Here is an 11,682-nt window from a genome sequence, read left to right on the forward strand (position 1 = left end):
TATTAGTTGGAGAGCCACCGACCCCGAAGGTGGTCACATGTTTATAGACAACGACCTGGGGATAGATTGGTCGACCCCGAAGGTGGTCGCATGTGTTAAGCGTCATCATATACGACCGCCGTCGGGGTCGGCAAAACCGGATAGCATGATTTTCTATAAACATTTGACCCCTTCAGGGTCATTAAAAGGAGATAAAAAGAGTTTGAAAAGATGTGGTACACGGTAGCCCCCGCGGCCAAGAGCGGGAAATACGTGTATATAAGACTAATTATTCCAAGACTTAACCTTAATAAGATTATTTTGTTTATCTTATTTCGTACATTCCGACCTCCGACCTCCGACCTCCGACCTCCGATCAAATCACCCCCACATCCTTACAAAAAGCAACCAGCTGTTCATTCTTTGTAAAGCTCAATGATTCGCGTATATGGTTCAGCCGCTTTTCAATGCTGCTCAGGCCGGAAGGGCTGATATCATGCTGCTGCAGGTATTGAGGAATGTCTTTTTGGAGCATCCCTTTAGCCAGCTGCTTGATCAATATAATATCGTAATCCTTAAAATCGTAGGTGTTGGATTCTTTGATCGTTTGCCTGAGGCCGGTGCTGAGATACTTCCTTCGTTTTGAAACGGCTTCCAGGGCAAGTTTCAGCTCGGTGACATCGCGGCGGGCTTTCCTGACAAAAGCGTTAATGGCCAGTTCTTTAAAAAGGTAATCTATGGTAGCGGGTTTGCCGTCGACAGAAAACACCAGGATGTTGATGCCTGGCTGAATTTCCCGGGCGGCTTTGATCAGGTCGATACCGTTGGTGATTTTCTGAGGTGTGCCGTCTTCATCAAAGGAAAGGTCGGTAATGAGCAGGTCGTACGAAGATTCATTTTTAATCGCTTGTCTGATACGGAGTATGGCGTCGTCACAATAAAATACATAGTCGTTATTTGCCATTCCGCAATCCTCCAGCGCCTTCCTGACGGATATATTGGAGCTTTCGTGATCTTCGGCAATGAGTACTCTTTCAAACATATGGATTAACGTGCAGCAGGAATTTGTATATGTATGCTAAGTCCGCCTGTACTGGCCTCAAAACTAAGCGTGCCGCCTAAACTTTTTATACGGTTTCCCGTATTGGTTAAGCCGTTGGCAAAAACCACTTCTTCCGGGCAGCCTACGCCATTATCGGTATACCACACATTCAGCTGATCGTCTTCGTTCCTAAAACGTACAGCTACTGCATTTGCGCGGCTGTGCTTTTTCATATTTACCATCAGTTCCTGGAGCACATGTTTTAATTCGACCTTCGCTTCAGGGCTTACATACTCCCAGGTTTCTCCACTGTTTCCAACAATCCCGATTTTGATTTCATCTGTGGCGAACGACATTAATAAGCGCTTTATTGATTCTTTAAAATCAGTATCAAATTCATTGTCGTCTTCGTAAGAAATATCCCGGGATTGCTCATATAATATTTCCATACTATCCAGTATCTTTTCCTGATTCAGCTGTTTGGCATTTTCCATTTCCGACATAATACGGTACAATCCATTGGCTACCACATCATGCACTTTCTTGGAGGTTTTCAGCTGACTTTCACGGATGGCATTTTTGGCTTCTTGCTCCATACGCTTTTTTCTTCGCCGAAACCAGAAAGCAAGAATCACCATGGTGAATGTGAATAAGGCAAGAAGGGAAGTAATCCAGAATGCCCTGAAAGCATTTTCCTTTTGTAGCTCAAGATTCTCTGCTTTATGTTTCTCCGTTTCATATCGAATAACCACGAACTGATTTTTTGCATTGTTTCTTGCGGTCTGCAGGCTATCGCTAAGCTGCCTGTACCTCTCAAAATACCGTTTGGCACTCGGAGCATCACTTAGCGGGATGAGTTTCTGCAGAGCTTCCACCTGATTGTCGGCGCTGCGTATTGCGATTGCTGCCTCATACATTTTCAATGATAATTGCCGCGCACTGTCGGGCTGCTTCTTAATATAATAATCGGCTAGCTGCGCATAGCTGGCGTTTTGTCCCCACAGGTCTTTTTCTTTGAAACGGATATTGAGCGCCCGGCGAAGTTCAGGTGTCGCATTATAGTTCGGGTTTTCAAGCCATTTGGTATAGGCCTGATTGGAGAGTAGGCGGGCATAGTTTTTAGGATCATTTTCCATCACCAAAGCCGACTCATACATATCGATCGCCTTGCTGAAATCACCCTCTTTACGATAGGCGTTCGCGATATTGTTTTTAACAACCCTGGCGTAAGCACTATCGCTTATGAACTTTAAGCTCTTCTGATAAAACTCCACGGCTTTAGCATACTGCAGTAAATTGTAGCTGGCAATTCCAAGATTATTGTAGTTTGACAAGAGGTAGGGATCGTGAGCCGGATTGTTCTCATCGAAATAAGTTACCGCATCCAGCGACAATTCCTGTCCCCCGTAATGATCGCCAAGGTCTGTGGATATAATCCCCATATTAACCAGGCAGATGCCCGCGGCCAGGCTGTCTTTCTCCTGTAAATACTTATCCTTCGCCAGATTAAAATAAACGTAAGCAGAATCTTTTTTGGCGGAGTCGCGAAAGGCAGAAGCTTGTTGAAATAACGCGGTTGATTCTTTAAATGTTTCATCGTTCTTCTTCTCTGAACAGGAGAAAAACGTGAAAAGGATAGTGATAAAAAATAGAAGGTGCTTCAAGGTTTTAGATTTCTCTAATCTAAAAAATATTGTCTAAACGATTGGTGAAGCGAACAATAAATTAACCGCAGAAATTTAACAGCAAAGATTTACTCGAGAGGCTAAACCCCAAAAGTCGCAAGTATGGTCCGAATTCTGAGAGATCTTTGAAATTTGAACCACAGGAGATCGCAGTATGCTGAGCTTTTCTGAAATTACTCTTAATACTAAACATTCACCTGCCCAGCTCTTTCATTTTACAACCCTATCTCCTGGTCGATGAGCAACCTTTATAATCCCGCCAGATATAAATTTATCTGCCTGCCGATTTCATTTATCTCCGCATCTTCGTCAAAAAGCGGAAGGTCGGTTTCATAATCCAGCCTCAGCCAGACGCCTTCTGTGTCCTTTTGAATGTGGGTATATTCTTTTCCATCTTTGAAAATAGTGAATGTATTATCCTCTTCTGGAAATACTGAATAGGGTGTTGCTCCTATAAAAATGTCGAATGGTTCTTGCATGGACAAAGTAAGACAATTATTTATGCCTTAAACAAATCAAGGTAATTTTTAAAAACATACAGCTTATTACGCTGAATAACTGATATTTCTTTCAAAATTTCCAATTGCTCTAAATCATATGTACAAGCTTAGCTAGTACATATGACTTAGTAAAACGGTGTGGGCTCAAGAAAAAAGTCACCTCTTATGACACAAATACGCACAAACCTTGCACCCGTTAATCTTCCTGTCGGGATACCTGCGTCGGGCTTCGATTCCGGCAGCCAGACAACCATAGAAATTCCCCAGTTCGTCAAAATCCGTAATTGGAAAATTTTCGCAACCAGATTCATGAACTTCATAGTCGTCATTTGGTTGCTGATTTAAATTTAATACGAATCGGTTAGTCATATACTTGATAGCATCTCGCAAGTTATCTCCTCAATTCAGATCGTTAATACGGGAAACCGTAAAGGGGAGTTGTACGTTGTAAGTACCTGGACGCTGTGCTATAACTTACAACCTATAACTTATTACTTACACCCTATAAATACAGCACACATTAGTTGTAGGTTGTAAGTTGTAGGTTATAAGTATCTAGACGCTGTGCTATGCGTTAACCGATATATTTTACTTAAAGCCATAAATACCGCACCTTAGTTGTAGGTGAGTAAGTACCTGGACGCTGTGCTATAACTTATAACTTACAACCTATAACTTATTACTTACACTCCACATACCGTTTTGGTTTTCAGTATATTTTCCACTATATTTGTAACAATAACAACACAAATAGCCATGAGCAGAGAGATTTTAATTATTTCCATTTTGATTGATGAGCAATTTGATTTTTAAGAGTCGCTATTTTATAGGGCTTTAAGTTAGACTGCCTTCACGTAACACCATTATTGGTAATTGTTTCCGCACTTGCCAGTAATTTCCTTGTTGCGCTTCCGACACAGACCTCCGACCTCCGACCTCCGACTTCCGACCTCAGTCTTCCCGCAAATTTCCTTACTTTTGCCCCTCATGAAAAAAATTCCTGCAGAGTTAAAGTTCTTACAAAACATAGAGGTAATTGATATTGCTGAAGAGGGAAAAGGGGTAGGTAAATCGGGTGATCTCGTGATATTTATCGATAAGGCCGTTCCCGGCGATCTGGTTGATGTTGAGCTTGTACGAAGAAAAAAGAAATTCTATGAAGGCAGGATTCAAAATATGGTCAGGCCATCAGAACACCGCACGGAACCTTTTTGTCAGCACTTCGGGGTTTGTGGCGGTTGTAAGTGGCAGCATTTAACATACGAATCCCAGCTCCAGTTTAAACAGAAAAGCGTAAGCGATGCTTTGCAGCGTCTGGCGAAGGTTGATGTGTCTGGCATGGAAACGATCCTTGGCTCCAAAGCCTCCCGCTATTACCGGAATAAACTCGAATACACTTTTTCCGATAAGCGCTGGCTTACTGATGGGGACATGCATAGCGAAGAAACGATGGAAATGAACGCCCTTGGCTACCATATTCCGGGGAGATTCGATAAAATCCTTGACATTGAACACTGCCATCTGCAGGCTGATCCCTCAAATAATATCCGGAACAGGGTCAGAGATTATGCGCTGGCAAGTGGAATTTCATTCTACAATCTCAGGAACCACGAAGGTGCTTTGCGGAATCTGATCATCCGCACTTCAAGCATTGGGGAGTTAATGGTTATTGTGGTTTTTGCTTATCCTCAGGACGAGCAAATTACAGGAACTATGGAGTTCCTCAAAAATGAATTCCCTGGTATTACATCTCTGTTATATATCATAAACCAGAAGAAGAACGATACCATCTTCGATCAGGATATCCATATTTACCACGGACCGGATCATATTTTTGAGAATATGAACGGACTAAAATTTAAGATTGGCCCTAAATCGTTTTATCAAACAAATTCGGAACAAGCGTTCGAACTTTATAAAATAACCAAAGATTTTGCCGGATTTAAGGGCGATGAACTGGTTTACGATCTTTACACCGGAGCCGGGACAATTGCTAATTTTGTAGCGGCAGACGTAAAGTTGGTTATTGGAATTGAATACGTCCCGACAGCTATTGAAGACGCCAAAATAAATTCAGAGATAAATAATATCGCTAACACCAGCTTTTACGCCGGAGATATGAAGGATATTCTGAATGCAGATTTTATCGCTGAACATGGAAGGCCTGATGTAGTGATTACTGATCCTCCACGCGCAGGAATGCATCCGGATGTGGTGACCCGATTGCTTGAACTGGAGGCTGAGAAAATTGTGTATGTAAGCTGTAATGCAGCAACCCAGGCACGCGACATTGCTTTATTGAAAGAAAAATATGAAGTGACACGGATCCGGCCGGTAGATATGTTTCCGCATACACAGCATGTAGAAAATGTGGCACTTTTGGAGCTTATTAAAGCGCCTGCATTGTTATAAATTTTGTTATGGATATCAAAGACCTGTTAGATCCCGAAGGAAATAAGGAGGAGCCCAAAAAAGTAAGCCCTCTGAAAAGCCTTGAGGCTGATCTGAAATTTTACAATGAATCTCTGAAAGAGGTAGCTGTTGAAATCATGGTAGAGGGAATTTCTGCCTATCCAATATTCGTAGCGCACCAGCATGAAGTAAAGCTGGGGGAAGTTATTCTGGATAAGAATGAACTCAAAACTGATTGGAGTATTCACGCTTCGACGCTGGAAGAATTTACAGAAAAAGGCTTGATTTTGCCTGACAAGCAAGAGAAATTTCTCAAACAATACAAAGATGCTTACCAGTTCATGTGCGTCTTTGTAATTGTTCCTGAGGGAGCGAATTTTGTATTCTTCCCTTACCAGTAGATCGGAGGTCGGAGGACGGAGGACGGAGGTCGGAAGTCGGAGGTCTGAGGTCGGAAGTGGGAGATTACTCTTTAGCTGACAGACGTACGGATAATGTCTGCGTGGCATTTGCCTGTAAAATATCTAATTAGCATCGGTTGTAACTTTAAGAATATGTATTTTCAAGCGAAATTTGAGAGAAATGGCTGATAAGAAATTATTAATACTCGACAAAAAACAGATTACGCAGAAGATAGAACGGATGGCGTATGAAATCCTGGAAGATAATCTGGACGAGAAGGAAATTATCGTCGCCGGAATCGCAGATAAGGGTTATATCATTGCCAAAAGAATCAAAAAAGCCATTGAGTCGATTTCTGAGATTAGCGTTACACTGATGAAAATCGGACTGGATAAGGACAGTACGCATTTACAGGCAATTACAGATATGGAAGTTGCAAATGCATCTAACAAAGTCGTGATCCTCGTTGATGACGTGCTCAATAGCGGAAGAACCCTTGCTTATGGACTGGGAGTATTTTTGGATATACCTCTTAAAAAATTAAGAACCCTCGTCCTGATCGACAGAAGTCACCGTATTTTTCCCGTCTCACCTGATTATACCGGTCTGGAGCTCGCTACTATACTCAAGGAACACGTTGATGTGGTAATGGGGGTTAAAGGGGAAGAAGATGCAGTTTATTTGAGATGACGGAACTGAAGTCAGAGGTCAGATGTCTGATGGATTTCCGTCATCTGCATTCTTAATCCGAAGTGTATCTCCGCCCGGCTCCGACCTCCGACCTCCGACCTCAGTCCTCACACCTCATATCCCAAATTCAAATAAAACGCCAGCCTCTCCGCCGTTATATCACTTGCGCTGATTACGCATTTCGACAGGTTATAATAGGGTTCGCGTTCTTTCAGTTTCGATGTAATAAACCCAACGAGTTCCTCACCTTTTAGATTCTTTAGCAGGGGGCGGTCAGTTGTCGAATTCTCGAGCCTGCTGGCAAGTGCTTTTGGAGGTAATGACAGATAGGCTACTTTGCCATTCTCATTCATCCAGTTCATGTTATCATCATAGGTTGGCGTACCTCCACCGGTAGCAATGACTACATTCTCCGGATACAGTGTATTTTGCAGAACATCCCGTTCCATTTTACGAAATTCCTCTTCTCCATGCTTAGCAAAGAAATCGGGTATACTCATACCCGCCTTCGCTGCAATAAATTTATCAAGGTCTATAAATTCGTATTTCAAATAATTTGCGAGCTTTCTCCCAACGGTAGTCTTCCCACTACCCATAAAACCAATAAGAAACACCTTCATAAATTTCTCTCTACTTTTTTGACACAGGGGGCACATCCCACCTGCAGTATTAATGTTTATTTTCCTTAATTGTTTTGAAAATACTGGTCTGCCAGTTCCTCGTAAGATGGCAAATTGTGAAAATGCCATTTATTAATCACTGTTCCATTCTTCAAAAGCAGCAGCCCAGGATTAGCACGAACCATACTTTTAAGCGGTATGCCGTCGGCATAGAAGATTTCCATAACGAGTTTATTCTGGTTACTGTATTCTTCAGCGCTTTGCGCAGAATTCGAAGTTAGCAATACGGTTCTTACGTTAAAATTTTCTGCAGCATTTATAGCCAATGCGTTTAAGTCGCCAATGCCGTTTTTGCTGGCTTTAGATAGGTCGTAAGCAACAACAATCAAATTATAATAGGGATTTTCCAAAAGCTCCTTATTGTAATCTGTACCCTGACTATCCGTGATCTTTAAATCCTTTATTTTTACGTCGTACCCCTTCTTTACCAGCCTGTTCACCGGCTCACCCACAATCTCCCAGCTAGTATCCTTCCATATCCCGCTTTTCAGGTATTCCTTATCGGTCATCTTTTTCTCCTCGCCCGACTTCTTATTTTTTAAATTATAAGTGATTTCGTAAACATCGAGCGGCGCTCCCGGAGGGACGACCATCAAGGCAGGGATATTATTCCCGATCTTATATGGAAGAAAATCAACGATAGGTTGAAAATTATAGGTAAAAAGTCCAAACCCAAGCGATAAAATAACAATAAACCCGGAAATCAGATCCTGAGCACGTTTATTTAATATTACCGGTTCAAGATGGTCACGCTGTCTGAAAATAATAACAATCAAAGCCAGCAAGATCAGGTCTTTACTAAAAGATTGCCATGGGGTCAAGGGAATTGCATCTCCAAAACATCCACAGGAGGTGACAACCTCGAAGAATGCAGAATAGAAAGTCAGGAACGTGAAGAAAATGATAAGAATTAACAGCCCCCACGCCACTTCTTTTGCCCAAAAGCCTAAAAGCAAAAGAGCACCTAACACAATCTCCAGAGTACATAATACGATCGCAATTGCCGGTGCGTAATCATTCAGGAAACCGATATGGAAAACCTCAAAATACTCCTGGAGTTTGTACCCAAAGCCCAGTGGATCATTCGCCTTTATCAGCCCCGAAAAAATAAAAAGCAATCCTACAATCGCCCTGCTAATTGTTGCCAAAATTCTTCCCATAATTAACTCTGTCTCCCGATAAAATCGGCTCTCCGCTTTCCACTTAACTAAGTTTAATTAATGCAAAAACCGAATAATTCAGCATATCCTGATAATTAGCGCGTACCCCTTCCGAAGCCAGCGTCTGACCTGAATTATCCTCGATCTGTTTTACACGTAATATTTTCATAAGTATGAGATCAGTAAGCGAACTCACACGCATATCCCTCCAGGCCTCACCGTAGTCATGATTCTTGGCATTCATTAATTCCTTTGTTTCAATTACCACCCTGTCAAAATAGGTTGACACCTCTTCTGGAGGCAGTTCTGTCCGTTCATCATTCGCAAGATCGAGCTGCATCATGGCGATAACACAGTAATTAACTATGCCAATATATTCTGAGGTTATATCATCTTCCACCTTCGACACCTTCTTTTCTTCAAGGGTACGGATACGTTGGGCCTTAATAAAGATCTGGTCTGTAATAGACGACATTCGGAGAATTCGCCATGCCGACCCATAATCGCTTGTCTTTTTGATAAAAAGTTTCCTGCAAATACCTATTACTGTATCGTATTCTAAAGATGTGTTTTTAGCCAAGACTGTGATTTTATTTGTTTCAACGATGAATTAATCGGTATTTTGCCTTTCGATGGCGGATAAAAATACAGTTTTTCAGCAAAAATTATCGTTAAATCTTCGGGGGATTCTGATGGATCTTTCCAAACCCAGGATAATGGGAATTCTCAACCTGACTCCCGATTCTTTTTATGACGGAGGCCGGAACAATGATTCCCGCAGCGCGCTAAACAAGGCAGAATTAATGCTGACTGAAAGTGCAGACATTCTGGATCTTGGCGCGTATTCTTCCCGTCCGGGTGCTGATCATATCTCTGAAGTGGAAGAATTGGAAAGATTAATCCCCATCGTTAAAGCCATCGTTAAAGAATTTCCGGATGCAGTTCTTTCAATTGATACCTTCAGATCGGAAGTAGCGAAGGCGGCAATCAACGAAGGCGCGCACATAATAAATGATATTTCGGCAGGCGAAATGGATAAAGCTATGTTTGAAACTGTTGCCGCACTTCGCGTCCCATACATTCTCATGCATATGAGAGGAACCCCTCAAACGATGACGGGGCTTACAGAATACAACGATCTGATCACAGATGTATGTTATTATTTCGCAGCTAAAATCGATCAGTTGAAACAATTAGATGTAAAGGACCTCATCGTGGATCCTGGCTTTGGATTTGCAAAAACTCCCGAACAAAGCTTTGAGCTATTAAAAAACCTGGACTACTTAAAAATCACAGGCCATCCTATCCTTGCAGGCCTGTCGCGTAAATCCATGATCTATAAAACTCTTGGAACGGATGCTGATAATGCCCTGAACGGCACAATCGCGGCCAACACCATTGCACTGATGAAGGGCGCCAATATACTGAGGGTGCATGACGTGAAAGCTGCGAAGGAGGCGATTATGATTTTTGAAAAAGTAGGGTAAATCCACCCCCTGCCCCCGCCCGCGGGGGAAACACCTAATAATCCTATCCCTTTTATCCGAAAAGTGCCAGATTTTATGCCCAACCTCTCCGCCCAGCATCCTATAATCCTATCATCCTATGAATCCTATTCCAGACAAATCTTCGACCAGCATCCTATGAATCCTATTCTTAAATCGTATTTTATCTTTACTTTTAAAAAATGGAAGGATTTGACTTTAGTTTCCTCAATCTGCGTTTGCTTGATTTTCTTGATATCATTCTTGTCGCACTAATCATTTATTACGTCTTTAACCTGATTAGGGGAACAATCGCTCTTAACATCCTGCTTGGCCTGGTCATCATTTACGCAGTCTACCTGGTGGTTAAACAGGCGCATATGCAGCTTCTTACTGAGATTCTGGATGGTTTCGTTCAAATAGGTTTCATCGCATTGATTGTGGTTTTCCAGCAGGAGATCCGTAGGTTCCTGCTACTTATAGGCCGGAACGCATCCCTGCAAAAGAACAAGGCATGGTGGTCGTTTTTATTCGGTCGTAAGGAGATTGAGAAGGACAATTCCGCACGCATAAAACCCATAATCGACGCCTGCAAAAGCATGCAGAAAAGTAAGACTGGAGCACTTATCATCTTCGCCAAGTATTATGATGAGCAGTTCTATCAGAACAGCGGCGAAATAATCGACGCCCGTGTTTCCAAACGCTTACTCGAAAGTATATTTCAGAAAAACAGCCCACTGCACGATGGAGCGGTAATCATATCAGAAAATAAGATCAAATGCGCCAGCAGCATTCTTCCCTTAACCGAAAATGACAAGTTACCTCCTCAATTTGGCCTTCGTCACAGAGCTGGAATAGGGATCTCGGAAACAAGTGATGCGGTTGCTGTTATCGTTTCAGAAGAAACGGGTGAGATTTCCTATGCTAAGCAGGGAAGGGTTAAGATGAAAATGACTTTGGGAGAATTAGAGAAGCTGCTGAATAAGGACTTTTGACGGAGTGTCGGAGTGTCGGAGGTCGGGAGTCGGAAGTCGGAAGTCGGAGGTCGGAAGTCGGAATCTTGCCGGCGACTAATTAATTTGCACGGTCTGATTCAGGTAGTAAAAAGTATGTCTACTTTAGGAAAAGCATACTTTTTATGATTAAATCCTTTTCGGATCTGGAGGTCTATCAGCTATCATATAAGCTCGCAGTCGATGTCTTCAACCTTAGTATAACATTTCCGCAGTCGGAAAAATATTCTTTAACTGATCAGATTGTGCGTTCAACGCGATCAATCAGCGCTAATATTGCGGAAGGCTTTGGAAGGAAAACTTACCCTTCGGAATTCAAAAAGTTTCTAGTCTATTCTGCAGGCTCACTCGAAGAAACGAAAGTCTGGCTAAATTTTGCTAAAGATTGCCAATACATCACATCTGAAGAGTTTGATGCTATCTATCGTAAAGCTGACGAAGTAGGAGCAAAGATTCATAAGTTGTATATTGCTTGGAAATAAAAAAAGAAGAAAAATAGCTAAATCTAAAAAAGAAATAATCGTAACTTAACTACCCCTTTCCTCAGACCTCAGACCTCAGACCTCAGACCTCAGACCTCAGACCTCAGACCTCAGACCTCAGACCTCAGACCTCAGACCTCAGACCTCAGACCT

13 protein-coding genes are annotated in these 11,682 nt (G+C 42.2%); 7 read left to right on the forward strand and 6 right to left on the reverse strand.

All coding sequences use genetic code 11. The features are described 5' to 3' along the window. Nucleotides 1–226, forward strand: a 226-nt coding sequence (locus ACLL8Z_RS02225; protein WP_411273121.1) for a hypothetical protein, incomplete at its 5' end; no start/stop codon positions are given. A gap of 129 nt (nucleotides 227–355) precedes the next feature. Here ACLL8Z_RS02225 and ACLL8Z_RS02230 read toward each other — a convergent pair. The 3 genes from ACLL8Z_RS02230 to ACLL8Z_RS02240 form a co-directional block, all read right to left on the reverse strand. Continuing rightward, nucleotides 356–1,021 (reverse strand): response regulator, encoded by a 666-nt coding sequence (locus ACLL8Z_RS02230; RefSeq protein WP_411273122.1) that lies wholly within the window; start codon nucleotides 1,019–1,021, stop codon nucleotides 356–358. A 5-nt stretch (nucleotides 1,022–1,026) separates the two neighbouring features. Next, nucleotides 1,027–2,685 (reverse strand): tetratricopeptide repeat protein, encoded by a 1,659-nt coding sequence (locus ACLL8Z_RS02235; RefSeq protein ID WP_411273123.1) that lies wholly within the window; start codon nucleotides 2,683–2,685, stop codon nucleotides 1,027–1,029. 269 nt (nucleotides 2,686–2,954) lie between these two features. Further along, complete coding sequence (locus ACLL8Z_RS02240) at nucleotides 2,955–3,185, reverse strand: hypothetical protein (RefSeq protein ID WP_411273124.1); 231 nt, start codon at nucleotides 3,183–3,185, stop codon at nucleotides 2,955–2,957. Between the two features lie 1,008 nt (nucleotides 3,186–4,193). Between ACLL8Z_RS02240 and rlmD the strand changes: the two genes are divergently transcribed. The 3 genes from rlmD (at nucleotide 4,194) to ACLL8Z_RS02255 (ending at nucleotide 6,710) form a co-directional block, all read left to right on the forward strand. After that, nucleotides 4,194–5,618 carry a 23S rRNA (uracil(1939)-C(5))-methyltransferase RlmD gene (gene rlmD, locus ACLL8Z_RS02245; protein WP_411273125.1) on the forward strand — a complete coding sequence of 475 codons (1,425 nt, stop codon included), beginning with the start codon at nucleotides 4,194–4,196 and terminating at the stop codon, nucleotides 5,616–5,618. Nucleotides 5,619–5,626: 8 nt separating this feature from the next. Next, nucleotides 5,627–6,019, forward strand: coding sequence for a hypothetical protein (locus ACLL8Z_RS02250; protein WP_411273126.1), 393 nt, complete (start codon nucleotides 5,627–5,629; stop codon nucleotides 6,017–6,019). A gap of 181 nt (nucleotides 6,020–6,200) precedes the next feature. Further along, on the forward strand, nucleotides 6,201–6,710 hold the full coding sequence (locus ACLL8Z_RS02255) for a phosphoribosyltransferase family protein (RefSeq protein WP_411273127.1): 510 nt from the start codon (nucleotides 6,201–6,203) through the stop codon (nucleotides 6,708–6,710). Between the two features lie 107 nt (nucleotides 6,711–6,817). On the opposite strand, the gene ACLL8Z_RS02260 is transcribed toward ACLL8Z_RS02255, so the two are convergent. The 3 genes from ACLL8Z_RS02260 to ACLL8Z_RS02270 all read right to left on the reverse strand — a co-directional run bounded on the left by ACLL8Z_RS02260 (nucleotide 6,818) and on the right by ACLL8Z_RS02270 (nucleotide 9,130). After that, entirely contained in the window at nucleotides 6,818–7,330 is a 513-nt protein-coding gene (locus tag ACLL8Z_RS02260) for a shikimate kinase (RefSeq protein ID WP_411273128.1), read from the reverse strand. A gap of 65 nt (nucleotides 7,331–7,395) precedes the next feature. Then, nucleotides 7,396–8,550: a BT_3928 family protein gene (locus tag ACLL8Z_RS02265; RefSeq protein WP_411273129.1), complete on the reverse strand. Its 1,155-nt coding sequence runs from the start codon at nucleotides 8,548–8,550 to the stop codon at nucleotides 7,396–7,398. A gap of 43 nt (nucleotides 8,551–8,593) precedes the next feature. Continuing rightward, on the reverse strand, nucleotides 8,594–9,130 hold the full coding sequence (locus tag ACLL8Z_RS02270) for a DUF1599 domain-containing protein (RefSeq protein WP_411273130.1): 537 nt from the start codon (nucleotides 9,128–9,130) through the stop codon (nucleotides 8,594–8,596). A 52-nt stretch (nucleotides 9,131–9,182) separates the two neighbouring features. Here ACLL8Z_RS02270 and folP point away from each other — a divergent pair, with 52 nt between their 5' ends. The 3 genes from folP to ACLL8Z_RS02285 all read left to right on the forward strand — a co-directional run bounded on the left by folP (nucleotide 9,183) and on the right by ACLL8Z_RS02285 (nucleotide 11,529). Next, nucleotides 9,183–10,037, forward strand: coding sequence for a dihydropteroate synthase (gene folP, locus ACLL8Z_RS02275; RefSeq protein WP_411273131.1), 855 nt, complete (start codon nucleotides 9,183–9,185; stop codon nucleotides 10,035–10,037). A 200-nt stretch (nucleotides 10,038–10,237) separates the two neighbouring features. Beyond that, complete coding sequence (gene cdaA / locus ACLL8Z_RS02280) at nucleotides 10,238–11,029, forward strand: diadenylate cyclase CdaA (protein ID WP_411273132.1); 792 nt, start codon at nucleotides 10,238–10,240, stop codon at nucleotides 11,027–11,029. A 143-nt stretch (nucleotides 11,030–11,172) separates the two neighbouring features. Then, complete coding sequence (locus ACLL8Z_RS02285; protein WP_411273133.1) at nucleotides 11,173–11,529, forward strand: four helix bundle protein; 357 nt, start codon at nucleotides 11,173–11,175, stop codon at nucleotides 11,527–11,529. The last annotated feature ends 153 nt before the right edge of the window (nucleotides 11,530–11,682 follow it).

It is taken from the genome of Daejeonella sp. (assembly GCF_046590655.1).
Taxonomy (GTDB): domain Bacteria; phylum Bacteroidota; class Bacteroidia; order Sphingobacteriales; family Sphingobacteriaceae; genus Daejeonella.